The sequence below is a fragment of the Aquicoccus sp. SU-CL01552 genome, assembly GCF_040365005.1.
In the GTDB taxonomy this organism is placed as follows: domain Bacteria; phylum Pseudomonadota; class Alphaproteobacteria; order Rhodobacterales; family Rhodobacteraceae; genus Antarcticimicrobium.
Map to the genome: position 1 here is coordinate 53,488 of NZ_BAABWV010000018.1, position 25,909 is coordinate 79,396.

Annotated in this window: 28 protein-coding genes and 1 tRNA gene; 22 read left to right on the plus strand and 7 right to left on the minus strand. The window is 63.8% G+C overall.

The window, feature by feature from the left end; translation table 11 throughout:
* The first annotated feature begins 339 nt into the window (after positions 1-339).
* The 15 genes from ABWV23_RS18575 (at position 340) to ABWV23_RS18645 (ending at position 10,365) form a co-directional block, all read left to right on the plus strand.
* The gene (locus tag ABWV23_RS18575; RefSeq protein WP_353350445.1) at positions 340-1,563 is read left to right on the plus strand and encodes a tyrosine-type recombinase/integrase; all 1,224 of its coding nucleotides are present in this window, start codon (positions 340-342) and stop codon (positions 1,561-1,563) included.
* Positions 1,560-1,982, plus strand: coding sequence for a hypothetical protein (locus tag ABWV23_RS18580; RefSeq protein WP_353350447.1), 423 nt, complete (start codon positions 1,560-1,562; stop codon positions 1,980-1,982). The genes ABWV23_RS18575 and ABWV23_RS18580 overlap by 4 nt, the downstream gene beginning before the upstream one ends.
* Before the next feature lie 90 nt (positions 1,983-2,072).
* Positions 2,073-2,318, plus strand: a complete 246-nt coding sequence (locus ABWV23_RS18585) for a helix-turn-helix transcriptional regulator (protein WP_353350449.1) — start codon at positions 2,073-2,075, stop codon at positions 2,316-2,318.
* A 110-nt stretch (positions 2,319-2,428) separates the two neighbouring features.
* Positions 2,429-2,683 carry a hypothetical protein gene (locus tag ABWV23_RS18590; protein ID WP_353350451.1) on the plus strand — a complete coding sequence of 85 codons (255 nt, stop codon included), beginning with the start codon at positions 2,429-2,431 and terminating at the stop codon, positions 2,681-2,683.
* A 50-nt stretch (positions 2,684-2,733) separates the two neighbouring features.
* Positions 2,734-3,555 (plus strand): hypothetical protein, encoded by an 822-nt coding sequence (locus ABWV23_RS18595; RefSeq protein WP_353350453.1) that lies wholly within the window; start codon positions 2,734-2,736, stop codon positions 3,553-3,555.
* On the plus strand, positions 3,555-4,094 hold the full coding sequence (locus ABWV23_RS18600) for a helix-turn-helix domain-containing protein (protein WP_353350455.1): 540 nt from the start codon (positions 3,555-3,557) through the stop codon (positions 4,092-4,094). The genes ABWV23_RS18595 and ABWV23_RS18600 overlap by 1 nt, the downstream gene beginning before the upstream one ends.
* A 102-nt stretch (positions 4,095-4,196) precedes the next feature.
* Positions 4,197-4,529: a hypothetical protein gene (locus tag ABWV23_RS18605; RefSeq protein WP_353350457.1), complete on the plus strand. Its 333-nt coding sequence runs from the start codon at positions 4,197-4,199 to the stop codon at positions 4,527-4,529.
* Positions 4,530-4,737: 208 nt separating this feature from the next.
* The gene (locus tag ABWV23_RS18610) at positions 4,738-5,793 is read left to right on the plus strand and encodes a phage major capsid protein (RefSeq protein ID WP_353350459.1); all 1,056 of its coding nucleotides are present in this window, start codon (positions 4,738-4,740) and stop codon (positions 5,791-5,793) included.
* Complete coding sequence (locus ABWV23_RS18615; RefSeq protein WP_353350461.1) at positions 5,793-6,530, plus strand: HK97 family phage prohead protease; 738 nt, start codon at positions 5,793-5,795, stop codon at positions 6,528-6,530. The genes ABWV23_RS18610 and ABWV23_RS18615 overlap by 1 nt, the downstream gene beginning before the upstream one ends.
* On the plus strand, positions 6,517-6,711 hold the full coding sequence (locus tag ABWV23_RS18620; protein ID WP_353350463.1) for a hypothetical protein: 195 nt from the start codon (positions 6,517-6,519) through the stop codon (positions 6,709-6,711). Before ABWV23_RS18615 ends, ABWV23_RS18620 begins: the two co-directional genes overlap by 14 nt.
* A 97-nt stretch (positions 6,712-6,808) precedes the next feature.
* A complete protein-coding gene (locus ABWV23_RS18625; RefSeq protein WP_353350465.1) occupies positions 6,809-7,180 on the plus strand; it encodes a hypothetical protein in 372 nt (123 codons plus the stop codon).
* A 9-nt stretch (positions 7,181-7,189) separates the two neighbouring features.
* Complete coding sequence (locus ABWV23_RS18630) at positions 7,190-9,301, plus strand: phage tail protein (protein WP_353350467.1); 2,112 nt, start codon at positions 7,190-7,192, stop codon at positions 9,299-9,301.
* Between the two features lie 421 nt (positions 9,302-9,722).
* Positions 9,723-9,926 (plus strand): hypothetical protein, encoded by a 204-nt coding sequence (locus ABWV23_RS18635; RefSeq protein ID WP_353350469.1) that lies wholly within the window; start codon positions 9,723-9,725, stop codon positions 9,924-9,926.
* Positions 9,923-10,150 carry a hypothetical protein gene (locus tag ABWV23_RS18640; RefSeq protein WP_353350471.1) on the plus strand — a complete coding sequence of 76 codons (228 nt, stop codon included), beginning with the start codon at positions 9,923-9,925 and terminating at the stop codon, positions 10,148-10,150. The genes ABWV23_RS18635 and ABWV23_RS18640 overlap by 4 nt, the downstream gene beginning before the upstream one ends.
* Positions 10,147-10,365 carry a hypothetical protein gene (locus ABWV23_RS18645; RefSeq protein ID WP_353350473.1) on the plus strand — a complete coding sequence of 73 codons (219 nt, stop codon included), beginning with the start codon at positions 10,147-10,149 and terminating at the stop codon, positions 10,363-10,365. Before ABWV23_RS18640 ends, ABWV23_RS18645 begins: the two co-directional genes overlap by 4 nt.
* Positions 10,366-10,524: 159 nt before the next feature.
* On the opposite strand, the gene ABWV23_RS18650 is transcribed toward ABWV23_RS18645, so the two are convergent.
* Positions 10,525-10,599 (minus strand) — tRNA-Asn (locus tag ABWV23_RS18650).
* 89 nt (positions 10,600-10,688) lie between these two features.
* A complete protein-coding gene (locus tag ABWV23_RS18655; protein ID WP_353350475.1) occupies positions 10,689-11,606 on the minus strand; it encodes an MBL fold metallo-hydrolase in 918 nt (305 codons plus the stop codon).
* A gap of 101 nt (positions 11,607-11,707) precedes the next feature.
* Between ABWV23_RS18655 and ABWV23_RS18660 the strand changes: the two genes are divergently transcribed.
* The 5 genes from ABWV23_RS18660 (at position 11,708) to ABWV23_RS18680 (ending at position 16,897) form a co-directional block, all read left to right on the plus strand.
* Entirely contained in the window at positions 11,708-13,027 is a 1,320-nt protein-coding gene (locus tag ABWV23_RS18660) for an ATP-binding protein (protein WP_353350477.1), read from the plus strand.
* A gap of 83 nt (positions 13,028-13,110) precedes the next feature.
* Positions 13,111-14,559: an ATP-binding protein gene (locus ABWV23_RS18665; protein ID WP_353350479.1), complete on the plus strand. Its 1,449-nt coding sequence runs from the start codon at positions 13,111-13,113 to the stop codon at positions 14,557-14,559.
* A 4-nt stretch (positions 14,560-14,563) separates the two neighbouring features.
* Positions 14,564-15,265 carry a response regulator gene (locus tag ABWV23_RS18670; protein WP_353350481.1) on the plus strand — a complete coding sequence of 234 codons (702 nt, stop codon included), beginning with the start codon at positions 14,564-14,566 and terminating at the stop codon, positions 15,263-15,265.
* A gap of 124 nt (positions 15,266-15,389) precedes the next feature.
* Positions 15,390-15,707, plus strand: coding sequence for a hypothetical protein (locus tag ABWV23_RS18675; protein ID WP_353350483.1), 318 nt, complete (start codon positions 15,390-15,392; stop codon positions 15,705-15,707).
* A gap of 11 nt (positions 15,708-15,718) precedes the next feature.
* Positions 15,719-16,897 carry a YHYH protein gene (locus ABWV23_RS18680; protein ID WP_353350485.1) on the plus strand — a complete coding sequence of 393 codons (1,179 nt, stop codon included), beginning with the start codon at positions 15,719-15,721 and terminating at the stop codon, positions 16,895-16,897.
* A gap of 76 nt (positions 16,898-16,973) precedes the next feature.
* Here ABWV23_RS18680 and ABWV23_RS18685 read toward each other — a convergent pair whose 3' ends face one another.
* Positions 16,974-17,537, minus strand: coding sequence for a carboxymuconolactone decarboxylase family protein (locus tag ABWV23_RS18685; RefSeq protein ID WP_353350487.1), 564 nt, complete (start codon positions 17,535-17,537; stop codon positions 16,974-16,976).
* A 146-nt stretch (positions 17,538-17,683) separates the two neighbouring features.
* Here ABWV23_RS18685 and ABWV23_RS18690 point away from each other — a divergent pair, with 146 nt between their 5' ends.
* Positions 17,684-18,280, plus strand: coding sequence for a TetR/AcrR family transcriptional regulator (locus ABWV23_RS18690; RefSeq protein ID WP_353350489.1), 597 nt, complete (start codon positions 17,684-17,686; stop codon positions 18,278-18,280).
* 27 nt (positions 18,281-18,307) lie between these two features.
* Here the strand turns inward: ABWV23_RS18690 and ABWV23_RS18695 are convergent, their stop codons facing one another.
* The 4 genes from ABWV23_RS18695 to ABWV23_RS18710 all read right to left on the minus strand — a co-directional run bounded on the left by ABWV23_RS18695 (position 18,308) and on the right by ABWV23_RS18710 (position 24,066).
* Positions 18,308-19,438 carry a THUMP domain-containing class I SAM-dependent RNA methyltransferase gene (locus ABWV23_RS18695; protein ID WP_353350491.1) on the minus strand — a complete coding sequence of 377 codons (1,131 nt, stop codon included), beginning with the start codon at positions 19,436-19,438 and terminating at the stop codon, positions 18,308-18,310.
* 407 nt (positions 19,439-19,845) lie between these two features.
* Positions 19,846-22,437, minus strand: coding sequence for a protein translocase subunit SecD (secD, locus tag ABWV23_RS18700; protein ID WP_353350493.1), 2,592 nt, complete (start codon positions 22,435-22,437; stop codon positions 19,846-19,848).
* 117 nt (positions 22,438-22,554) lie between these two features.
* The gene (locus tag ABWV23_RS18705) at positions 22,555-23,019 is read right to left on the minus strand and encodes a hypothetical protein (RefSeq protein WP_353350495.1); all 465 of its coding nucleotides are present in this window, start codon (positions 23,017-23,019) and stop codon (positions 22,555-22,557) included.
* 165 nt (positions 23,020-23,184) lie between these two features.
* Positions 23,185-24,066 (minus strand): LysR substrate-binding domain-containing protein, encoded by an 882-nt coding sequence (locus tag ABWV23_RS18710; protein WP_353350497.1) that lies wholly within the window; start codon positions 24,064-24,066, stop codon positions 23,185-23,187.
* A 175-nt stretch (positions 24,067-24,241) separates the two neighbouring features.
* Here ABWV23_RS18710 and ABWV23_RS18715 point away from each other — a divergent pair, with 175 nt between their 5' ends.
* Positions 24,242-25,900, plus strand: coding sequence for a GMC family oxidoreductase (locus ABWV23_RS18715; RefSeq protein ID WP_353350499.1), 1,659 nt, complete (start codon positions 24,242-24,244; stop codon positions 25,898-25,900).
* Positions 25,901-25,909: the final 9 nt, after the last annotated feature.

The window sequence follows — 25,909 nt, forward strand, 5'->3', positions numbered from 1 at the left end:
GGTGAGCCGCAGGACTGTTCCCCCAGTGTTCCCCAGCGCCAAAACGCCCCGATAACCCCAGAAAAAAGCCCTTAAGTCGCTGAGACTTAAGGGCTTTTTATGGCTCCGGCGGTAGGGATCGAACCTACGACCAATTGATTAACAGTCAAAACTAAGCCCATAACGGAACCAAACTTTGCAAAACTATCGCGGCATAATTTTCCATATAAAACTTGAAGTTAACACCATTGATAGCCATTGTTACTAACATCGGGTAACGGGACAATACACCGAATTCCGTTACCCCTGTGTTACCCCGAGGGGAAATTGACTATGGCAAAGGCAATGACAACGAAGGCGGTGGAGGCGATCAAGCCGAGCCGAAACCGCCACGAATACCCCGACCCGGCGCTAGCCGGTCTCTATCTGGTGGTCCAGCCTAGCGGGGCGAAATCCTGGGCGCTGCGATACCGCTACGGGGGCAAGCCGAAAAAGCTGACGCTAGGCAAGTGGCCGATCATGGGCATTGCCGCTGCGCGCGCTGCGGCATCTGATGCGATTGAGGCGGTGGAGCATGGAGACGACCCGAGCGCGGCAAAGAAGAAGGCCAAGGCCGCGAAGATCGAGGCACAGCTTTCAGAGCGCGACAAGATCAAGACGCTGGTGGAGCAATACGCCAAACGGCATCTGGCAGGGTTGAAATCCGGCGATACAGTCAAGCGCGAGCTAGATCGGCATGTCGTTGCCAAGTGGGGCGGACGCGATGTTCACGACATTGCCAAGCGCGACGTGATCGACCTGCTGGACGGGATCGCGGATAGCGGGCGGGTTGTGACCGCGAACCGGCTTCGCGCCTATCTCAACAAGTTCTTCAACTGGTGTGTTGAGCGCGACATTCTGGACGCAAACCCGGCCACGGGCGTCAAGCCGGTGGCGAAGGAAACGAGCCGCGACCGGGTTCTGTCCGATGATGAAATCCGATGGTTCTGGAATGCCTGCGACGATCTGGGCCAGCCTTGGGGGTCACTGGGCAAGGTGCTGTTGCTCACGGGCCAGCGGCTGGGCGAGGTCGCGGGAATGACCGATTCCGAGATCAACGACGACACATGGCATCTAGCATCGGATCGAACGAAAAATGGCCGCTCCCATGACGTGCCATTGTCAGAGGCAACACGGGACGTTCTGGCGGGGATGGAGCGCATCGACAGCGGGCCGGGCTACTACCACACCACAACCGGCGCAACGCCGCTCAGCGGCTATTACAAGGGCCGGGATCACATTGCCGAACGCATGGAAGAGATCGCCGCGAAGGAAACCGGCAAGGCGGTTGAGATACCGCGCTGGACCTTCCACGACCTGCGGCGCACGGCGGCAACGGGAATGGCCCGACTTGGCATCCCTGTTCGCGTGACCGAGGCCGTTCTAAATCACGTCAGCGGCACCGGCGGCGGGATCGTCGCGGTTTATCAGCGGCACGACTATGCCGACGAAAAACGGAAGGCTCTGGACGCATGGGCGCGACTGGTGGCCGATCTGGTCGAGGGCAAGGCCGACAACGTGGTGCGGATCGGGGGGGCGTCATGACTGACAAGCCAGATTGGATACTGTTCATCAATTCGATTGACGAGTCATTGGAACTGGACGAAAGGGCCGAGCGCATTGCAGAAGTGCTAAAAGACGGAAATCCGTCAAAAGAATTCCTGAGACTTCTAGCCTCGGCAATACGTCCCGATAATATTGCGCACGGTTTCAAATTTGAATTGAAGAACCGAGCGCAAGGCCGTCCGGCTGGGCCGGATTGGAGTGTCGGAAAAAGGATGCACGAGATCGTTGACGTGCTTGGCCAATCTGTTGACGAGGCGGTTTATCAAGTGCAGCTTGAGAACGGACGAAAGGGACATAGCCGAAGCAAATGCTTTGATGCTCTGCGGGCATACCGGCGTGAAATTGAAGAACAAAAGTGGTTTAAAGAAAGAATGGAACGGTTTGGTCCAGAAAACTAGTTTCTTTTCTGGACCCATATTGCTTGGATGATCCGCAAGATTTATGCCTACTAGTTAGGCCATGGCATAACCCACAAGGAGCCTTGGCCTATGAACGTACAAGCACAACCTGCTATCGCGCGCAATCTGCCCGCCGATAGCTGCAACCCGAACAAGCGTATTGCCGCTGCGGCGGTATGTGATCTGTGCGGCGGTGTCTCGCAGATGACGCTTTGGCGCTGGTTGAACGATCCCGTCAAAGAATTCCCGAAGCCGATCTACATCGGACGGCGGCGCTATTGGCGTGAGGCCGCAATCATCGAATGGCTGGAATCGCAAGAAACGAAGGCTGCGTGAGAAACCCCCACCGGCGGCACGGCGGGGGCTGGGGAAAATTTCAAGCTGGCGGGCTTGTTCCCTACCAATAGCACCGTTCGCCGCCGGGAGCAAATCCCGAGGTAAGAGCAATGACGAAGATTCAGGCGCGGAAGCTGACCCGGCAACAACGCTGGCGGAAGCGCAACCCCCTCAAATATTGGGCGCACCGAGCAACCCATGCCGGGCTGCGCGATGGGCTGATCAAACGCAAGCCATGCGAGGTTTGCGGTGACGAGAACGCAGAGGCGCACCACGACGATTATCACCGGCCTTTGGTGGTTCGGTGGTTGTGCCGCAAGCACCATCGAGCGGTTCACTACCCGCCGAAAGGGGGGCGCTCTTGATGACTTATCAGGCTAGCCCGATAAAACGGACGCGCGCGACCAAAGAGGAGATGCAGGTTCGCGCCGCGTTCCTGATCACCTACGCCAAGGCACACGCGCCGGTTACGGTTCGGCAACTGTTCTATGCCGCGACCGTGGCCGACGTTCCCGGCATCGACAAGACCGAGCTTGGCTATAACAAGGTGCAGTCGCAGGTTCTGGAACTGCGGCGCTGTGGCCGTCTGCCCTATTACTGCATTGCCGACGCGACCCGCTACATGCGCAAGCCCCGCACCTTCGACGGCTGGGAGGCCGCGCTACAGGACACGGCGCGGCTCTATCGCAAGAGCTTGTGGGCCGACAGCGATGAAGAGGTTGAAATCTGGCTGGAGAAATCGGCGCTGGCCGGTGTGCTCTATCCTGTCACGTCCGAATATGACGTGCCGCTCATGCCGACCGGCGGGTACACGTCCGAGACTTTCGCCTATGGTGCGGTCAACGAAATGCGCGGCACTGGCAAGACGCTGGTGGTCTACGCGCTCTATGACTTCGACCGATCCGGCCAGGACGCAGCGAATTCCCTGCAAGAAAAGGTGGAGCGGTTCGGCGCAGAATTCGGTGTGCAGGTACGATTTCATCACCTTGGCCTGTCCTATCACCAAGTCTTGAACCTCGACCTGCCGACGCGCCCGGCCAAGCGCAACACCGCTGCGGATCGTAGGTGGCCGTATGACTTCGCCGCAGAACTGGACGCGATCCCGCCGGACACGATCCGGGACATGGTTCGAGAGGCAATCGAGGATCACTTGCCAGCGTATGAACTGGAACACCTGAAGCAGGTAGAGAATGCCGAGCGTGAAACCCTCCTGCAATTCATCGGAGGGGCGAGCTAATGGGGCGCGACAAGCGGAATGAACAGCGACAGCCGCAATTCACCAAGTGGATACGCGCGCACCGCTTGTTGCCCGCCTGGAAGGCTCTGAGCTTCCCCGCGCGGGACGCATATTTTCACCTACGGGTTCGCTGCTTTGCAGAGGCGAAGAATTCTCACAACAACAACGGTGAGGTTTACCGATCCCTGCGCAAGCTGGCCGAGGATATGGGGTGCAGCGTCAAGACCGCAGGCGCGGCGCTGGCAGATCTTCAAGCAAAAGGCTGGATCGTTTGCACGAACCCTTGGCAGCGCGGCACAGATGGCACCGGGAAGACCGCAACCTTTCGGCTGACGATGTTGCCCGCCGGAAAGCGTGAGGCCACCAGAGAACCCGAGCGTTGGGCCGTTGGGCATGATTATCCGGTGACCGTGTATCAGACCTATTTACCGAAGCCCCGGCAGGGTCGCGCGCGCAATCTGGAAATTCAAAACCCACCCCCCCATTCGGGCACACCCCCGTGCCCTATTCGGGCACAGTTGCGGGCCGTCCAGTCATGAAGTGTGCCCTATTCGGATACGGAAAACCCAGAATTGGCGCATCTGAGTGTGCCCTATTCGGGGACATATCTAATTACCATCCCCTACAGATTGAGCGGCACCATGGAAGATAAGATTGGCCTCATTGCCCGCATAGAGCGGTTGGAAGCGCAGGTGGCGCGTTTGACCGAAGGACAAGCCGACTTTCTCACACCAGCACTACGCCGCGCGACTGGTGGAGAATGGAAGACGGCGGGCGAACTTTGGCGATTAGCACAAGCTGAGGCACATGCAGCCGCAGCGACCGGCGATCCCGAGCCTGAACTTGCTGAGGCGTTGCGCCTGGAGGGCATCCAATCCGCGCACGGGCTGGGCCGGTGGCTTGCCGGGCGTGAAGATGAGGGCGTTGAACGTGGGCCAGCCTGCCGGGATGGCGTTCTTTACCTCGTGCTATAAGGGGGGTGGTCAAACCATAAATTGGCCGTCCTCGCCACGACCCATGCCCCCCATTCATTTTCACACAGATTAATTCTGAAATGGGGGTACGGGTATTGCGGTTTCGCGTGATCTGAAACCGCCCTGCCCGTTTCGTCTGAATCCTATGAATGGTATTTTCATCCCGACCGAAATTGATGAGCGAAACGCTTGAAAGGAGAATAAAACAGTGTCTGACTTTTCTCGACAAATTGCCAGCTTGGAACAGGTGTCCAATGCGGCGCTAGTCCCGTGGATGTCACGCATAAAAGCGATGGGGCTTCACCATGATATTGAATCCATTGAAGGTGCAGCACGACGACTTGGCGCACCCGCCGAATTGGCGGCAAAAATCAAAGCTGCGGTTGGCGCTGAGGTTTCCAGCGACGCACCCGGATTGTCCGGGGCATCTGCGGCGGTTACAGCCTTCATTTCTCAAATGCGCACCCAATCCGTTCTCGCCCGCATTTTTGCGGAACGCTGGGCGTTGCGAGTGCCCTTCAACACCCGCCTGATGAGCGTCGGAATGGATGCCACGGCGGCGGTCGTCACCGGCGGAAAACCGATCCCCGTTACCGATCTGGATTGGGATGATCCCTTGATTGTTGAGCGCGAAAAGATCGCGGCGGCGTTGGTTCTGACGAAAGAACTTTGGGCGGATGCAACGGCGGCAGGGCAAGGATTCGTCAACACCCAAATGCGCGCGGCAATCGCCACAGCCTGCGATAACTTCCTTTTCGCAAAACTCACTGATTCCGGTACGTCCGACGAGACGGTCACGACGTTAGGCGGGCTTCCAGACATTGACGATCTGCGTGGGGCAATGTTGGGCGCTTTGAACTCTGTGCACACCCGCGCGGCTGGTAATCCGGTTTGGGCCGTGTCTCCGACAGCCGCGAATATGCTGGCAATGGTCGGCGACGAAGAACTCAATCCATTTTCGGGCCAGGTTGCGAAGATCCCGGCGGTGATCACCAGTGGTTTCACCGGAAGCCGGATGGGGCTGGTCGATGCAGCGGCAATCGGCGGAAACCTAGACCGCCTTGAGATCGTTTCGACTGATGAGGCGGTGGTTGAAATGGCAACCGACCCGACGAACGACACGACAACCCCAACTGGCAGCGACAGCGTCGTGAGCCTGTTTCAGACCGACAGCGTAGCGATGAAGTATGTGGTTCATCTCGGACTTGAGCCGGTGCGCGACAATTCTGCCGCGTTTATCACCTTCGATGAAGGCGGATCGTGATGGAGATCGCAAAGGATATGCAGCGCGCCCATGCGGTGATTCAGGTGAAGCGGGCCGACAATGAGGCCCGCCGCATCGCTGGCATCGCATCGACCCCGACAGCGGATAGGCAGGGCGACATTCTGGAACCGGAAGGGGCGGAATTCAAACTGCCGTTTCCATTGCTGCTAGGCCACGACCACACGCAGCCGCTTGGCGAGATCACCGACGCGCGAGTGACGCCGCAGGGCATTTACATCGCCGCTCAAATTGCGCCCGAAGGGACAACCGCGAAGATTGACGAGGCGTGGCGAATGATCCGCGCGGGGCTGATCAAGGGCCTTTCGGTCGGGTTCATCGGACGTGAGGCCGAACCACTTCCCGGCGGTGGACTGCGTTTCAAGAAATGGGAAATCATTGAAACGAGCGCGGTCACGGTTGCGGCGAACCCAGAGGCCGGAATCACTGAGGTTAAGCGGCTGACCGATACCCGGAAGGCAGCACCCGCGCCCGGCAGCATCCCCCCCTACCCCCGGCACCTGTCAGCGGATGAGCAACAAGCGGTGCGCGAGAAGGCCGTGAGGGATCACCTCGACGGCATCGTGAAGCGCACGGCGGCGGCGACGGGCCGATCCGAAGCAGAGGTACGCAAGGCACACGCTGCGGGCTATGCCGAACAGATGGCCGAGATCGTCGTGCATCTGCGCTGGCAGGAAGAGCGCATCAAGGAATTGGAGACCCGACATGAAAACGAGTGACGCGATACTGATGGCTTTTCGTCAATCTCTCGATGAGCAATTGCTTGGCATTGAGCAGGTCGACGCCGTGCTTTGCGAGGATGGCGCAGCCATAATCCTGTACGGGCACACATCCGACCCTGACGTGACCTTTACCGCATCCCTGCCCGTGCCTGCCGCGCTCGAATGGTCGCGGATATGAAGGGGGGGGCTTCCGTTACTTGCTGAGGCCAATAGACAAAACCGACGGCCCCGGCTTTCGCACACATCCACAGTCAGAAAATCCAGAGGCAAGAGCAATGACCGCCAGACTCCCGTTAAAAAAGGCCGTGCTGACAGGCGCGGCGGCAAAGAACCCGCAGCGATACCGCGACCGCTCCGAACCCGAGACGAAACCCTTGGGCGATCCGCCTAAGCACCTCAGCGCCACAGAGCGGGCCGCATGGCGCGCGTTCGCCCAAGAGCTTCCTTGGCTGGCAGACAGCGACAGGGCGCTCCTGGCGTCAGCCTGTGCGCTTCGGGCGCGGGTTCAAGCCGGTGGCGACATATCGACGGCAGATATTCGGGAACTGCGAATGCACCTAGTCAGCTTGGGCGCAACTCCGATTGCCCGGCAGAACGTGGTGACGCCGGAAGACCCCGAAGACGATCCTTGGGCGAAATTTCTGTAGGGGCTGGACATGAAACGTAGCTTGATGGTTCTGGCGCTGCTTGGGACGACTGCGCTGACGCCTGATCCTGTCTATGCATCCCCCCAGGCTGTGGCATTTGTCGCAGGGTCGCTTGGCGTTGCTGGTGGCACCGCGCTTGCGACGACATACGCGGCGACCTATGCCTCTGGCGCTTTGTTCGCGGCATCGGCGTTTGGCGGCTTTGTGGTGCGAACGGCCGTTGGCATTGGTCTTTCGTTCCTCGCAAACAAGCTATTCGCGCCGGACATGCCCCCGCCTTCGGCGCGAATGGTCAACTTTGCTCAGCCGAAAGCCTACGCGGAATATGCATATGGCCGGACACGCAAAGGCGGCATTCTGGGATTCACCGGGTTTTCAGACAGCAAGCGGTACTATGTGCCGATCCTCGCCGCGCATGAAATCGAAGGCTTCGTTGAACACTGGCTAGATGAGCGTGTCGTTACGCTCAACAGCGAGACCGACACCAGCCTGACCAATATCGACACCTCGCCAATCGGCGGCTATGGGCGGATTGACACGCTGGATGGGGCGAGCGGGCAGACAGCGAACGCCGGGCTTGTCTCAGCCTTCACCGAGATCACTTCGGCGCATGACTTCGCTGGGCTGGCGGGTGCGGTGATCTGGGCCAAGAGACCGCCTCAATCGTCTTTCAGCAACATCTATCCGACCGGGCGGCAATGGGCCTATGCGCCTGTCATAGACGGGGCGAACGACATTTACGACCCGCGCACCGACAGCACGGGGTACAGCAACAACGCGGCGCTTGTCCTGGCGCATTGGATCGTCAACCGGCTGGGGCGCGATGTTGATTGGGATGAGGTCGCGACCGAGGCTGACGTTGCCGACACGACCGTCACCAATGCAGAGAGCGAGACACAGCCACTCTGGACGATCAACGGCACCATCAGCGACGAACAAGAGTTTGAGGACCAGCGGGCGCAGATGGCGGCAGCTTGTGACGCGTTCATCTACGAACGGGCGGACGGTAAAGCCGGGTTCAAGCTGGGCCGGTGGATCGAGCCGACCGTCTCGCTTTCGGCTGACGACTTCTTTGCGCTGGAACTGACCGAGGGCCAGTGGGGCGCGGACGCGGTTGATGAGGTGGCCGTTACCTACATGGAGCCTGAGAACGCATGGCGGGAAACCCCGTCCGGGGTCTGGGTCGAGAATGATGTTGCTAAAGCAGTGCGCGATGAGCCGCAGCTTTACATGATCAACAACCACAACCAAGCGGCGCGGATTGCCAAGCGTATCGCCAAGACCAAGCGGGCCAAATACCAGCTAAAGGCCACCATCGGAATGATGGGCTATGAGCTTCTAGGACAGCGGTTCTTCCGCCTTGTCCATGAGGAAATGGGCATAGACGAGTATTTCGAGGTTGGCGAACTGGTGCGCGAGGGCGTGTCGCAATTCAGCGTAACCGCGAACTCGGTCAACGCCTCTGACTTCGATTTCGACGCAGCGACCGAGGAACCCACGCGCCCGACCTATAGCAGCGTGACCAGCAACGACGACATCCCTGATGTGTCTGGCTTGACCGCTACGGCGGTGGATGGCGGCAGCGTGGCGTTCTCCTGGACGGCGGCTGACGACAGCCTTGTGCAACAGGTCCGGTATCGACTGACGACCGAAACCGACTGGCAGGTCACGACCGCGCCCGAGGGCGAGACGCAGGTCGTTGTTACTGGCCTTCTGGATGGCGGGGAATACGAGTATCAGGCGCGCAACCGTACCGGCTCTTACCGGGTTGGGAATTGGGCACCTGATACCTCGCCCATTCCGTCCGTCACCGTCATCGCCAATAGCACCGCGCCAGCGATTCTTGACGCGTTCTCTGCGACCGTTGACGGCAGTGACGTTGATCTAGCCTTCACTGCGCCGAATGACCCGAACTATTCCGCCACCCGCATCTATCGCGCGGACGACAGCACCGACTTTAACGACGCGGTTCTGATCAGGACGGAATACGGCGCACCGAACACGGCGGACACCTGGACGGACACCGCGCCAGGCTCCGGCGGCTGGAGCTATTGGGCCGAGCCGATCAACACCAGCGGCGTAGCGGGCACCAAGAGCGGGCCGCAGAGTGTGACGATATAGGCGGCATAGGGGGGGCGTCCGTTCCTTGACCGGGTTGGCCTAGGAAACCGATGCCCCCCATTGATTATCTAAAACCTGTATAGAAAAAGTTTTCCGATAGGAAAAAAGAGAACCCCTGCCCTACTTCCTGAGCCTGACCCCCGGCCCGCCCCCGTTCTCTTCGATGAACTGCACCCCGCCGGATTCGAGCGCGGCGCGTATGGCATTCAAGGCGCCTTGTGCGGGGTAAGGCGACCCAGAACCCTCAGCACGCTTAACAGTCATTGACGAAACGCCTGCGTGCTCTGCTAACGCCGCTTGTGACCATCCCAGCAATCCGCGCGCTGCTCTAATCTGCGCCTCAGAAATTTTCACTTGTTCCATTTTAGAACATTCCGTATTGTTCCTTTTGAGAACATTACCACAAAGGAGGAATGACTCAATGGCTGACAACCTACCAGACGCAACCCAAGAGGCGATCCAGCTTCACGGGCTAGTGCAGGGCCTTAACTTCCTGCTGACACAAGGGGGCGACACCATGAACGCGGTTTATCCCCTGGCCGATCTTATCGAGGGAAAGGCGGACCAGATGGCCGAGGATCTGGCGCGCATCCAAACTCAGTCAACGAAAGGCGGTGACGCATGAAAACCCTATCAGATCTTCAAAACGAGGCCGTTCACCTATCCGGCCTTCTGGGCGGCATCGACGTTCTGGTGCACCAGTTTGCACAGGCTGGTGATTCGATTGACGAACGCCGCGCCGCCGGGGCGCTTCCCGCAATCATTGAGGACGCCATTCGCCGCGCGGATCAACTCGCATCCGACATTGAGTGCATGGAAAGCCGGTTTGAAAAGGAGGCCGCAGCATGACCGAGAAAAGCCTTGAAACCCGATTGAGCAATGAGATCCACAATCTTGGCGCGCAACTGTCCGACTGGCAGAACCTAGCCGACGCGCTTGACGTGGTGGTGTGGCAAATCACGCAAGACGACATGCCCAAGCGACTGCACCGGCACCGTGACGCGCTGATCGGTGTCAGTGATGCCATGCAAAGATTGAGCGAAGTGACGAACGGCGGGCGGTAGTAGAGCTAGATCACCACCAAGACATAGGCCGGGGGCGAAGGTTCCCGGCCTTTTTCTATGCCTCAGTTCTGTTACCCCAGACGTTACCCCAGAGCAAAACCGCACAACTTCCCCAGAATCAAAAAAGCCCTCAAGTCGCTGAGACTTAAGGGCTTTTTATGGCTCCGGCGGTAGGGATCGAACCTACGACCAATTGATTAACAGTCAACTGCTCTACCGCTGAGCTACGCCGGAACGGTTCGCGCCGTATAGCAATCGGAATCTCGGGCGTCCAGAGGGTTTTCCAGCTTATCGGAAAAAAATTTCACCACCCCGATGCAGTGTCAGGACAGCCGGGAAAACCGCGCCTTGGCGGCCAGCGCGCCCTCGGCTTCGACCCGGTTTTGTCCACCCAGATCAACAAGGTGGGCAAAGACGTTCCGCTCCGCCGCCGGCAGCAGGGCGACGGGCGTCTCGGTATAGATCCTCGCGGCCAGCTCGGCGGCGGTGGCCGGGCCGTCCTCGAGCGCCTCGAGGATCGAGGTCTCGCGCGCCAGCCGGTGTTCCAGCAGCCAGTCGAGCCGTCCGGCAGCATCGGTAACCGGGGCGCCGTGGCCGGGGTGCAGGACTTGCCAGCCCCGCGCCCGCAGCCTGCGGCAGGAGGCCATGAAATCGGTCAGATCGCCGTCCGGCGGCGACACCAGCGAACTGGCCCAACCCATCACGTGATCGGCGGTGAAGCACATCTCGCCCCAGCCCAGCGCGATGTGGTTGCCCAGGTGGCCGGGGGTGTGGATGACCTCAAGCGTCCAGCCGTCGCCCTCGATCCGCGCACCGTCGGCGACGGTGACATCGGGGGAGAAATTCCGGTCGATCCCCTCGCCGCCCCCGGCCAACCCGGCCGCGGCCAGCTGCGCCATCACCGCGCTGCGCCCCGCCTCGGCACCACCATAGGCGATCACCGGCGCGCCGGTGCGCTCGGACAGGACGCCGGCCAGCGGCGAATGGTCCAGGTGGGTATGGGTAACGACGATATGGCTGATGCTCTGGCCCGGTTCCAGCGCAGCCAGGATCGCCTCCAGATGCGCCGCGTCGCGCGGGCCCGGGTCGATGACGGCAAGCTCGCGCGTGCCCACCAGATAGGTATTGGTGCCGCGATAGGTCATCGGCGAGGGGTTCGGTGCCAGCACCCGTCGCAGCCCGTCGGCCAGCCAAACCGCTTCGCCTGGGGCGGGATCGAAATCGTCGGGGGGCTGGGTCATCTGGTCTGCTCCTTGGTAACGCCATTCTATAGCATTGTTTTGTCGCGCAATTCGGGCCGAAACCGGTTTCCAGTCCCCGGATTGCGCTCTAGGCTTAGCCCATGTCGTTCCACTGGCTCAAACACTATATGCCGCGCAGCCTGTATGGCCGGACCGCCCTGATCCTGCTGTTGCCGGTTGTGGTGCTCATGCTGGCGGTCTCGGTCGCCTTCATCCAGAACCACCTGCAGGGCATCATCGGGCAGATGACCGGCACGGTGGAGCGCGAAGTTGCCTTCATCACCACCCGCGTCGACTCCGCACCGGAGCCAGAGGCCGCGCTGGACGGGCTGGAACCGCTGCTGCCGGCGCTACAGATGCAGTTGCGTTTCCCCCCGCGCGACGAGGTGCCGGCGGCGGATTACCTCCGTTGGTACGATTTCTCGGGACAATACGTACGGACCTTGCTGCGCGCGGCCCTTCCCGGCATCCTGGCGGTGCGGTTCAACGACGATTCCTCGGTCCAGATTTTCCAGCGGACGGTCCACGGCCCGCTGGAGATCAGCTTTCACCGCAGCCGGGTCACGGTGGGCACGCCGCACCAGTTGATCGTGACGATGGTGTTCTTCGCCCTGCTGATGACGGTGATCTCCTTTCTCTACATGCGCAATCAGCTGCGCCCGATCACCCGGCTGGCAGATGCGGCGCAAGCCTTCGGGCGTGGGCGCACGGCGCCGTTCCACCCCGGCGGTGCGGTCGAGGTGCGAGCGGCGGGGCATGCCTTTCTCGACATGCGGGCGCGGATCGAGCGGCAGATCGAACAACGCACGCTGATGCTTTCAGGGGTAAGCCACGATCTGCGCACGCCGCTGACCCGCCTGAAGCTGGGGCTGTCGATGCTTGACGAGGCAGAGGCTGCACCACTGCTGCGCGATGTCGATGACATGGAACGGCTGCTCGACACCTTCCTCGATTTCTCGCGCGGGGCAGCGGCGGGAGAGCCCGAGCCGACCGACCCGGTGGCATTGGTGCGCGGCATCGTCGACGATGCCCAGCGGGCGGGAAAGCCGGTGCGGCTGGGCAAGCTGCGCGGCACCGGCGAGGTGCCGCTCAAGGCGCTTTCGGTGCGCCGCGCGGTGGACAACCTGATCGACAACGCGGTGCGCTACGGCGAACATGCGGTGGTGTCTGTCACGCTGAGCGACAAGGTACTGCGCATCCGGGTCGAGGATGACGGGCCCGGCATCCCCCCCGAACAGCGCGACGAGGCGCTGAAACCCTTTGCCCGGCTGGACCCGGCCCGCAACCAGAACCGGGGCAGCGGCGTCGGCCTGGGACTGGCCATCGCCAAGGACGTCGCCCGCGCCCATGGCGGCGCGCTGCGGCTGGACCAGAGCGAGGCACTCGGCGGGCTCAGGGCCGATATCGTGATCGGGCGCTAGACGCCCTCCGCCCCGGCAAACCGGCGCCGCCGCGAAAAACTGCCTTCATATTCCGTCGACATTCGCGGCATAAGGGCGGGGCCATGATCTGGTCGCGCCTTTCCCTCTCCGGCAAGCTCTTCGTCGCCGTCGTGCTGCCGGTGCTCTTCGCCGTGCTGCTGCTGGCCGGCGCCGTGGCCTTTTCCATGCGCGCGGGATTTTCGCGCTATCTCCTGGACAGCGAACTGTCGCAGCTCGACGGACTGGTCGCAACGCTGGAACAGCACCCGGAGGCCAGCGCCGGCTGGCCGTCACTGTCCGACTTTGACGCCTGGGTCTACCTTCTGGAAGACATGGTGCCCCGTCGGGCGCGCCCGCCCGGTGCTGGCCCTGGCTCTGGCCCTGCCTTCGGCGCGGGCGGACCGCCCCCCGAGCGCCACGCCGGCGGCCAGGGGCCTGTCCCCCTGCCCGATCGCCTGTCGCTGCTGGGCCCCGACGGGAGGCTGATCGCCGGCGGGGTGATCAACGGAACCACCCATGCGGACCGTCCCCTGCGCAATGCTGACAACACGGTGATCGGCACCCTGCGCCTGACCCACGTGGGCGCCAATCCCGAACCCTCGGACAATGCCTTTCTCGCGCGGCAGTTCCGGGTCATCGGGCTGACCGCGCTCATCGCGCTCCTTTGCGCCTCGGTGGTGGCCTGGCTCACGGCGCAACAATTCCTCGCCCCGATCCGGCGCATCGGCGATCACGTCGCCCGGCTGGCCTCGGGCGATCTGTCCAGCCGGTTGAACGCCACCCGCCGGGACGAATTGGGCCGCATGATGCGCGACCACGACGCGCTGGCCGAAAGCCTCGAGGCCAGCCGCCAGCGCGAACGGCAGTGGGTTTCTGACACCTCGCACGAGTTGAAAACCCCGCTGGCCGTGCTGCGCGCCCAGATCGAGGCCCAGCAGGACGGCATCCGCCCGACCACGCCCAAGATGCTGGACATCATGCACGACGCGGTCATGCGGCTGACCCGGCTGACCGAGGACCTCTCCCTGATCAGCCGCAGCGACGAGGGACGGCTGCAACTGGCGCCGGTGCCGGTCGATCTCTGTGCCCTGACCCGGGCGGCGGCGCGCGACCAGCGCCCGCGAATGCGCGAGGCCGGCCTGAGGTTGAAGGTGACCGAGGCCGAGGCGACCCCGCTGACCGTGCAAGGCGACCCGGTGCGGCTGCGCCAGGTGCTCGACAACCTGCTCGACAACGCCTGCCGCTACACCGATGCACCGGGGCGGATCACCGTCTCTTGTCACCCGATCGGAAACCAGGCCGAGATCACGGTATGCGACACCGCCCCCTGCCCGCCCGACGAAACCCTGCCCGAACTGTTCGACCGGTTCCGGCGCGGCGAGACCTCGCGCGCGCGCAGCCACGGCGGCTCGGGCCTCGGCCTGGCGATCTGCCGCGCGCTGGTAGAGGCGCATGGCGGCACGATCACCGCAACGCCCTCCGATCTCGGCGGGCTTTGCATTCGCGTCCAGCTTTCCCTGTCACAGGATTGATCCGATGACCGCACCCCGCTCCCGCATCCTGATCGTCGAGGACGAAACCGCCCTGGCCGATGTAGTGCACGATTACCTCCAGGCGGCGGGCATGGCGGCCGACCGGCGGATCGAGGGCACCGGCGCCGCCCGCGCCGCGCTTGACGGCGGCTATGACCTTGTCGTGCTGGACATCATGCTGCCGGGCACCGACGGACTCCAGATCTGTCGCGAGATCCGCGCCACCAGCGACCTTCCGATCATCATGACCACCGCCCGGGTCGAGGAGATCGACCGCTTGCTGGGGCTGGAACTGGGCGCCGACGATTACCTGTGCAAACCCTATTCCCCACGCGAGTTGGTGGCCCGGATCAAGGCGGTTCTGCGCCGTCGCCCGACGCTGGAGCGCGGCGACACCGCACCGCTGGCCCCGGCGCGGTTGCACCTGGACCGGGAGGCCTGGCGCGCCACTGTCGACGGGCACCGGCTGGACCTGACCCCGCGCGAGTTCCGACTGCTCGACACCATGGCCACCCGCCCTGGCCGCGTGTTCTCGCGCGAGCAACTTCTGGACCTGGCCTTTCCCGATGATGCCGAGGTGTTCGATCGCACCATTGACAGCCATATCCGCAACATCCGTCGCAAGATCGCCGCCGCCTCGGACCTCGATCCGATCCGCTCGGTCTATGGCGTCGGCTATGCCTTCGATCCGGACGGGGCGGAATAGCCACGCACCGGAAAAATTTCGCCTCTGCATCCTCGCTTCACATTTCCTGCAATCCGGCTCCCCGGTTGCCCGGTAGACCCGGGGCAGGCGCCGAGAAAGGCGCCAGGAAACAGGAGCAGAGAAGATGAACGACACATTCCCCAAGCGCATGAGGGTCGCCGCGATCCTGATGGTCGCCAGCACGATGTCCCTTGGTGGGGCCATGGCCACGGTGCTGCTGGGCGGAGAACGCTACACCGCCGAGCCGTCCCTCTACCTTGCCCAATCCGGTCCCGACGGCGGTCGCCCCCCGCGCGAGGCGATGGACGCCTGCACCGGCAAGTCAGCCGGCGCCGCCTGCAGCTTCGATGCCCCCGAGGGAAGCGTGACTGGCACCTGCCACGCACCCGACGACAATGCCCCCGCCGCCTGCGTCCCCAAGGATACTGGATCCAAGGGCTGAGGATCAGAGACATGCGCGGATCCCTCCCCTTTCACCCGGTCAGCATCCTGCTTCAATTGCTGACCTCCGCCGCCCCGGCCGAGGCGCATCCGGATCACGCTGCCTTTGACACGGCCCCGTTCAAGGCGCCGCTGGAAACCACGCTCTGCACCTTGCGGAACGGCGCCGAGACCACCTGTTACAAGATCACCGTGGGCTACAAACCCGAGGGTCTGCCGATCGGCCCCTTCTGCCCCGCAACCCTGAAGGGCAGCGGCGGCATCTGGCCCTGGGACGGTGAGAACGCCGGGCTTTACCGGATCGACGAAAGGTTTCTGCGCATGATGGACGACCTCGGCTATCGCTTTTTCGACGACGACGGCACCGTGTACACGATCGACAACGCCACCTCCCGGCCCGAACAGGAGCACGCCTGCATTAACGTCACGCCGGACCAGAGCGTGACCATCACCATGCTCCTGCCCACCACACCGGTGATCGCCGATCGCCCGCGGATGCTGGGGACGGTGGGCAAGGTCGGCGTGGCACTGGACGGTGCGCCGATCCTCTCCGACGCGCCTAGCATCCAGTCCACCGGGCACATGCCGGCGCTGGATGTCTGCGGCGGCCACGTCGACCCGGGCGGCTGGTACCACTGGCATGCCACCGCCACAGATATCGAAACCGTGTTCGAGATCGAGGGCATCGAAGCGGATTGCGCCCTGCTCCAGGACAGCGCGGCGATGTTCGGCTATGCCTTCGACGGTTTCCCGATCTACGGCAGCCGCGAGGCCGATGGCAGCGTACCGCAGGATCTCGACGCCTGCCACAGCCATGTCGGCGCCACCGAACATGGGTTGACCTATCATTACCACGCCAGCGCGGTTTTCCCCAACCTGCCGCCCTGCCTTGTCGGGGAAACCGCGCTGGATAACTTCGTGACCACGGCGCGGGCCGGCATCGGCTCCACTCCGCCCTCGGCGCCCGACGATATCGCGGTGTCCCGACTGGCCCCGCCGAAGGGAGAACCGGGCGCCCTGCCCCCCGGCTTTGACGAGGCCGCCGCCGCGCTGGGGATCACGCCCGAGGCGCTGATGCAGGCAATCGGAGCCGCCGGCGGTCCTGGCGCCGACCTGGACGAGGTCGCGCAGCGCCTTGGCGTCGACGCCGACGCCCTGCGCAAGACCCTGCCGCAACCGCAACAGCGCTGAGCCACCCGACCGAACAGGAAACGGGCGCCCGTCATCGGGGCGCCCGTCGTCGTCAGAGCAAGCCTTTCGGCCCCTCTCAGCCCTTGGCCTTGGGAGTCCAGGCAAACTTCTGCATCACCGCGTCCACCGGGGTGTCGGCGAGGTGGTTGGTGTAGTTGCTCATCACCTTCTGGGCCAAGCCGAGGATGATATCCAGCACCTGCCGCTCGCCGTAACCAGCCGCGTAAAACGCCTCGAGCTGCGCGTCGGAGGGGTTGCCGCGGCTGTCCAGCATGGCCAGCGTGAAGGTCCGCAGCGCTTCCAGCTTGTCGTTGGGCAGCGGCGTCTCGTCGCGCAGCGCGTTCGAAACCTCGTCACTGACTCCCATCATCTTGGCGATGCCGGTATGCGCCGGAACGCAATAGTGGCACGCGTGATAGACGTTGATGGTCTGCCAGACGACAGTTTTCTCGTCGGCGTCAAAGGCGGTCTCTTCGGCAAAGAGCCGATGCAACACCTGGTAACCCTCCAGCAGCGCCGGCGACCCGGCCATCACCGCATGCAGGCCCGGCACACGGCCAAAGGCCTTTTTCGATTTCTCGAGCAGCGGCACGGCGGCCTCGGGGGCGGTGGTTTCGTCGAACCGTTCGAACTTGGTCATCGGGTGTCTCTCTTTTTCATGGGTTTCGCGTCGATGCCCAACACCTGACTTTTCTTGAGCGATTGCTCAAATCACGTTTGAGTGACCGCTCAATTAAAACCAGCCACACCCTTCAACCGGGAAAAAAAACGGTCTAGAGTGGCCCCATGTCCAGAACCGCCTCATATGACCGCGACGCCGCGCTTGATGCCGCCATGAACCTGTTCTGGGCCAAGGGGTACAACGCCACCTCGTTGAAGGATCTCGAAGCGGCGCTGCAAATGCGCCCCGGCTCTATCTACGCCGCCTTCCGCAACAAGGAGACCCTGTTCAAGGCCGCGCTCGACCGCTACGCCGACCGCACGGCCGAGGAGTTGCGCGGGGTGATCGACAGCGCGCCCTCGCCGCTCGCGGCGCTGCAGGCGCATCTCAGGGGAATGGCCCAGCTTGATCCCTGCGACAAACCCTCGACCGCCTGCATGCTGGTGAAAACCCTGCTCGAGGTGCCGCGCGGCACCGCGGTACGCAATGTGGTCACCGCCCACCTGGACCAGGTGGAACGGATGTTGTCCGAGGCCCTCCACCGTGCCAAGGCCCTCGGGGAACTTCCCGAAGATTGCGACCCGGATCGCCTGGCGCAACGGATTCAGACCTATATCTTCGGCCTCAAGATCCAGGCCCAGCGTGAAACCGACGCCGGGCGGATGCGCGCGCTCTGCGCCGACCTCGCCGAGGAAATCGGCACCCTTCGACAAGCGGCGTGATGCCGCCACCCCGGCCATGCTTTGCGGCTAATCGCCCAGCGGACCGCAGCGATACAGCTTCACCTTGATGCCGCCATGGGCCACCGGCGCGCCGGGCGATTTGAACGGCAGCCCGGTCGCCTTGGCCAGCCCGCCCTCGCTGGTCACCAGCCCGACGCGCCAACCGGCGAACCGCGCCTTCAGCATGTTGCCAAGCGCCCCGTACAGCCCGTAAAGCAACTTCTTGTTGCCGATCCGCGCACCATAGGGCGGGTTCACCATCACCAGCCCCGGCGCCCCCTCCGGGGGCTGCACATCGGCAAATGGCATCTGGGCAAAGTCGCACCAGCCGGCCACCCCGGCCCGCCCGGCGTTCTCGCCCGACATGCGCACCGCACCCGCGTCCCGGTCGGAGCCATGAAACCGCAGCCCCGGATCGCGCGCCACGCCGCCCTCGACCCGCATCGCGGCCCAGCTCTGCGCATCGACCCCGGCGAACCGCTCGAAGGCAAAGGCCCGCGTTCGCCCCGGTGCCAGCCCGGCGGCGATCTCGGCGGCCTCGATCACGAAGGTGCCCGAGCCGCACATCGGGTCCAGCACCGTCTCTGTCCCGGAATAACCGCATTGGCGCAGGAACATCGCCGCCATGGTCTCGCGCAGCGGTGCCTTGCCCATCGCTTGCTTGTGCCCGCGCTTGTGCAACGGCGCCCCCGAGCTGTCCAGGCTCAGCGTGCAAAGGTTGTCGTCGATGCGCAGCATCACCCGTACCGCGCCCTCGTCGGCGCCCTCGACCACCGGCGCGCCCAGCTCTTCGGAGATCGCACGGGCTACCCGCTGAGCCGCCGCCCCGGCGTGGTAGATCTTCGAGCGTGTGCAGCTCGCCTCCACCCGCACCGGCACATCGGCACGCAGGAAATCACCCCAGGGAAACTTGCGCGCGCGCTTGTCGAGTTGTGCCAGGTGAAAGGCGCGAAACTCCCCCACCCGCACCAGCACCCGCGTCGCCCCGCGCAGCCACAGGTTGGCGCGCCAGACCTCGGGCCAGCCGCCGCGCAGCGCCACCCCGCCGGGCACGATCCGCACCCCGGCAAACCCCAGCCCCCGCGCCTCGTCGCAGAGTGCCGGTTCCAGCCCTGGAAGGGCCACCAGGAAGATCTCGTATTCATCGCCTGTCTGCATCGCGTCTGCATATCCCGATCCCGCGACAGGCGCGAGGGGTTTCCCGCGACCCGTTGTGGCCGCTGAACGTCGCCCTCTCTCGCCCATTGCGCACAAAAGCGCCTCAGGGCTCGACTACACGCCACAATCGTGGATGTTTGGCGGCTTCCGTCCGAGGATGGCCCGCCCCCGAACCACGCCCCCTTGGATGGTCCGTGGCTTCAAGCATGTCTCGCGGGTGTTGTCCCGCCTGGCAGGATTGTCGTGGGTGCTCGACGGCTTGCCCCGAAACGATCGGATGCTGTGCCGAAGCCTCACGCGGGTGGCGGCGGGTGTGGAAATCGGTACTCAAAGGTCTTGCCCCGGACTGGATCGCGATGCGCGCGCCCTGCCCGTTCGTCCTTGCGGAACGGACAGGGCGAAGTGATCTACGCTTCGATGTGGTCGTACTGGCCCACCGGCCTGCGGGCCTCGGGCCTCCTGCGGTCAACGCCCAGGAAAAGAACGATGTTCTTGGCCACATAGATCGAGGAATAGGTGCCGACGATAACGCCGAAAGTGATCGCCAGCGCAAAGCCGCGGATCACATCCCCGCCGAACACCAGCAAGGCCAGCAAGGCGACCAGCGTGGTCGCCGAGGTCAGCACGGTGCGGCTCAGGGTTTCACTTGCCGACAGGTTCAGCAGGCCCCGCAACGGCATCGCCGCATGGCGCCGCAAATTCTCGCGCACCCGGTCAAAGACGACCACCGTGTCATTGATCGAATAGCCAAGGATCGTCAGCAAGGCCGCCACAAAGGCCAGGTCGATCTTCAACCCCAGCAGCGCGAACAATCCCAGCGTGAGCAAGACGTCATGGGTGAGGGCAACCACCGCCCCGACCGCGAACTGCCACTCGAACCGCAGCCAGACATAGCCGAGGATCGACAGGACCCCACCCGCGATCGCCAGAATGGCGGCGCGAACCAGTTCCGGAGATACCTTTCCACCGATGCTTTCGCTTGCCGTGAAGCTCAGGTCCGGATCCACCTGCAACAGCGCCGCGCGCACCGCCTGCACCTGGTCGGTCGAAAGCGCGGCACCGTCCGCGCTCTCGGCGGCAAGGCGGAGGTTGGCAACATGGGCGTCACCTGAACCGCCGGCACCGAACACCTCGGACACGGCCACGTCGGCAAGCCCCAGGTCGCTCAACGCGTCCCGGTAATTCTCCAACTTCAGGACATGCGGTGTTTCGATCCGCATGCTGGTTCCACCGGTGAAATCGATCCCGAGGTTCAGGCCAAGCGTTGCGATCAGCAGGACCGAGGCCAGCATGGCCGTGGCCGAGGCACCGAACGTCACCCATTGCAAGCGGAAGAAATCGATCACCGGCTGCCGCCCAAGGAACCGGAACACCCCGTTCAGGGGCAACTGCGCCGGACGGCGCCAGTCCAGCCAGCTTTGCAGGATGAGTTTCGTGACCACCAATGCCGAGAACATGGAGGTCAGGATTCCCAGCCCCAGGGTGACGGCAAAGCCGCGCACCGGCCCCGCCCCCAGCCAGAACATCAGCCCGGCGGTCAGCAACCCGGTGAGGTTGGCATCCAGGATCGACGAGAACGCGTTGTCGAAACCGTTTCCGACCGCGCGCCACAGGTTGCGCTCGCGGCGCAGTTCCTCGCGCACGCGCTCGAAGATCAGCACATTGGCATCCACCGCCATGCCCAGCGTCAGAACGATGCCCGCGATCCCCGGCAAGGTCAGCGTCGCCCCCACCAGTGTCAGCACCGCCATCAGGATGACCATGTTGATCGCCAGTGCGGCCACCGCCACCAGCCCCAGCCCGCCGTAGCAGCCCACCATCAGAACGCAGACCGCCGCCAGCCCGATCAGGGCGGCGTTCAGACCCGCGGCGATGCTGTCGCTGCCAAGCTCCGGGCCAACCGTCTTTTCCTCCAGAAAGGTCAGTTTCGCCGGAAGCGAGCCTGACCGCAGCAGGGTCGCCAGCTGCGTGCTCTCGTCCACGGTGAATTGCCCCGAAATGATGCCGCTGCCGCCCGCGATATGGTCCTGAATGACCGGCGCCGACAGGACTTCATCATCCAGCACGATGGCAAAGGGGCTGCCGATATTGGCTGCGGTGAACGCCCCGAATGCCCGTGCGCCTGCGCTGTCAAAACGAAACGACACCGCCGGGTGCCCGTTCTGATCGAAGCTCGCTTGCGCATCCGTCAGATGCTCTCCCGACACCACCGGCCTGGGATCGAGGCGATAGGTCACCCCGGGTTCCCCTGCCTGCGGCAGGGTCAGGGACGCGTCCCCGGTCCCTCCTGCGGTCGTCAGGACCCGGTGGAACGACAGCTGCGCGGTGGTTCCGATCAGATCCTTCAGAGCCTCAGCATCGGAGACCCCCGGCACCTCGATCACGATCCGATCCGCCCCCTGGCGCAGGATCGTCGGCTCCCGTGTTCCGGTCTCGTCGATCCGGCGACGAATGGTTTCCAGGCTTTGCGACACCAACTGTTCGGTCAGGGCCTCGGTGCCCGCCTCTGAATACCGCACCTTCAGTACGCCGGCGTCCGTAGAGACCTCCAGATCCGGGGACGTCAGACCGCTGCCCCCTACGATATCGGTGGCGAAGCCCGCCGCGATCCCGGCCGCGCGGGTAGAAAAGCTGGCCGGGGACACGGCGATGCGCATCTCTCCGGACGGCGCCTGCAATTGCCGGACCAGGACGGAGTTCCCCCCCTCTTCTCGCAGGGCATCGCGCAAGGAGGGCCACAGCGCGGCAAGGCGTTGATCCATCACGCCGGGCACATCGACTTCGGCGAGCAGATGCGCCCCACCCCGCAGGTCGAGCCCCAGATGGATGAGCGAGGACGGCAGCCAGCCGGGCCAGCTGTTTTCGGTAATGTTTTCGATTTCGGTGGTCTGGTTGTACGCGTCGACACGCGCGTAAAAAGCATTGGGCAGGGCGAGCCACAGGCACAGCAGGCAGATGCCCCAAACGCCGATGCGTTTAAGCAATGGTGGTCGTTTCATGATCTCTCCGCGACAGAGGTCGGCACGCGGCCGCAGCGTCTCTGTCCGTTCCGTGTTGTCGTTGTCGTCAGGACGGCATGCGCGGACAGCCCCCCGAAAGGAGGCGATCCCGCGCGATCAGATCATGTCAGTGGGGGGCGCACGGGTGCAGTGGGCCCGGGCAACGCTTTGCACGACGCGCGGCGGCGCCCTCGGAGCGGCCAGTTGCAGAACGCGGTGCTCGGGCGGCAACAGCGGCTCTGACGCCGTTGTGGGCGCGCCATCCACACCGCTTCCGGTGGGGGGCGCCGCGTGGTGGGCACGCAGCGATTGCACGCAATCGTCCGGCGGCATCCCCGGCCGATGCACCTCCGTCAGCTGAATCTGTTCGGCGCCGGGCGCAACGGTCAGATGCGGGCGAACCGTGTCCCCCAAAATACCCGCGCTCAACAGCAGCAGGACCAGACTGGTCCTGGCCCAGAACAGCAGAATCTTGGAACGGGTCTTCATCATGGCGAACTGGGGCTTGGAAGCCGTCTTGTCAATCGTTCGGATTCGATGGATGCCAGTTGCGCAGTATCCCGCATCCTTTTCACGCGTCATCAGCCACCGTGAGTCCCGGTCAGGCTGCAAGCCGGCACAAGGGCCTTGCGGGAGGTGGCGCGGGCCGGGTCCGCCGAACGGCTTGGCGCCCTATCCCGTCCCTGCCCCAAGGGCGCTAGGGCGGCGAAACATCGCGGTGAACGCAACCTCCCCCCTGTCGCCGACCTACCCCGGCATCCCGTCCATCAGCCAGGACCGCAACGCCTCGATCTCGTCGCTGCGGCCTGCATCCTGACGCATCACGACGTAATAAGCCTCACGGATCGGCAGGCCGTAGTCAAAGGGCGACACCAGATCCCCCCGATCCAGGAATGGCCGTGAAAAGCTCTTGTGTATCAGGGCCGTTCCGAACCCGGTCGCAACCGACTGCAGTGCGATCAACGAGGAGTCTGCCCTGAGCCAAACCGGCGGCTCGGGGCAGTCCAGCTCGAACCGGTCCGACAGGCGCCGCCATTCGATCTCGGAGCCGAGCACCGGGACGATCCCGGCGGCCAGCACATCCTGGATGCGGGGGGCGTCGCCAAAGGACCGCAGGTGATCCGGGTGGCAGACGATGGTCGCGACCTCGTCCCCGAGTTTCCAGATGTCCGGTTCGTTCCAATGGCCGGTGCCATAGCGAATATCGACGTCTATGGTTTCGTGGTCCATCCGATCGGACCAGACGGCGGTGGACAGGGCGATCTCGATGTCGGGATGCAGGTCGTGAAAGGCCTTCAGACGCGGAGCCAGCACCAGAGTTGCATAGCTGATCGAGGCGCGGATGCGGATCTTGCGCTTGCCGCGAACGGTGAAAAGCCCATCGGTCGCTTCCTGCATTTCCGAGAAGGACCTGCGCACCGGCAGCGCATAGGCCTGCCCGATGTCGGTCAGCACGACACCGCGCGGCAGGCGATGGAACAAGGCGGCACCCAAGTGCTGTTCCAGCAAGCGAATCTGCTGGCTGACCGCCGCCGGGGTCAGGTTCAGTTCGGCTGCGGCATCGGAAAAGCTGCTGTGGCGTGCCGCGGCCTCGAAGGCCCTGAGCCATGTCACGTGGGGCAGTCGCATGAGAGACCTTCTATGTTGAGCGCCGGATGCGTCCATCGCCATCTTGCATGTCGCAGTCACGAGGTGAAGCGTGCAGCCGTCAAAATGAACCGCCCCAATGGCGCAAGATCGGTTGTTTGTCACCAACGCCCCGCTGCGGTCACAACCGGCTGGCATCACAGGGGGGCGTCGCGGGATGAACCACGCCGCATATGATTATATCGTTGTCGGGGCCGGGTCGGCGGGCTGCGCGCTGGTCGAACGGCTGACCCGCGATGGCAGAACACGCGTACTGTTGATCGAGGCTGGCGGATCGGACCGGCGTTTCTGGATCAAGGTGCCCATCGGCTATGCCGTCAACTTCGCCAATCCGCGCCTGAACTGGGATTATCACGCCGAACCGGATGCCGCGCTGAAGGGGCGGCGCATCTACTGGCCGCGCGGGAAGGTCATCGGCGGCTCAAGCTCGATCAATGCCATGGCCTACATGCGTGGGCTGCCGCATGATTTCGACGACTGGTCGCGCGCGGGGGCCGAAGGCTGGTCATGGTCCAGGGTGCGCCCCGCCTTCGAACGGATGGAACAGCACCTGGAGCGCGACGCGGATGGCAGGCCACGGGCGCGTGGCGAGGGGTTGCTGACCGTCAGCGACCTGCGCGACCAGATGAGCACCTTCTCCGCGCGGTTTCTCGCCGCCGCCCGGGACTGCGGCTGGGACAGTTGCGAGGATCTGAGCACCACGACCGGGGAATCGATCGGCTATTATCGCAGCACCGTGCGCTACGGCCTGCGTTGTTCCGCGGCGGATGCCTTCCTCGCCCCGGCGCGACGACGCGCCAACCTGCGGGTCATGACCAACGCCTTGGTCGAGCGGGTCACCTTCGAGGGTAAACGGGCGACCGGGCTGCGGTTTCGCGCAGGCGGCAAGACCGTCGAGGTGGCGGCTGGGCGCGAGGTGATCCTCTGCGCCGGAGCCATCAACTCGCCCAAACTGCTGCAGCTTTCGGGGATCGGCCCGGCGGGGCTGCTGCGCGGGCTTGGGCTGACGGTCCGGCACGACCTGCCGGAGGTGGGGCGCGGGCTTCAGGATCACCTCGCCATCTCCCACATCTTCCGGGCCAGGGTTCCGACGCTGAACAACATCCTCGGTCGGGCGCTGCCACGCCTGATGGCCGGATTGCATTTTCTCGCCGCGCGGCGCGGGCCGCTGGGCGTACCGGTCAACCAGGTCGGGGGATACCTGCGCGGCGACGCAGCCGTGGCGCAGCCGGACATGCAGATTTATTGCAACCCGCTGTCCTACCGGAGCGCGCCGGACGGGCGCCCGGTTCTGGACCGCGAGCCGGGCTACCTTCTCAGCGCGCAGCTGTGCCGCCCCACCAGCCGGGGCGAGATCGCGATCCGTTCCGCCGATCCGGGCAAGGCACCGCTGATCCGACCCAACTCGTTGACGACGGAGCATGACCGCGACGGCGCCCGGCGCGCCATCGAAATCATCAACCGCCTGGCCACCGCGCCGGCCCTTGCCGATGTGACACAAACCCGCCTGATCCCTGCACCGGAGATGCGTGAGCCGGAGGCCCTGATGGAGGATTTCCGCGACCGGGCATCCACCGTCTTTCACCCCACCTCGACCTGTCGCATGGGGCGCGGGCCGCAGGACTCGGTGCTCGATGCCCGGCTGAAAGTGCACGGTGTGGTCGGCCTGCGGGTCGTCGACAGTTCGGCCTTCCCGACCGTCACTTCCGGCAACACCAACGCGCCCACCATGATGCTGGCCACGCGCGCCGCCGAGATGATCCTCGAGGATGCCGCCGCTCCGCACCACACGGGGGCGCTGGCCGACACGGTCTGAGGTGCCGGA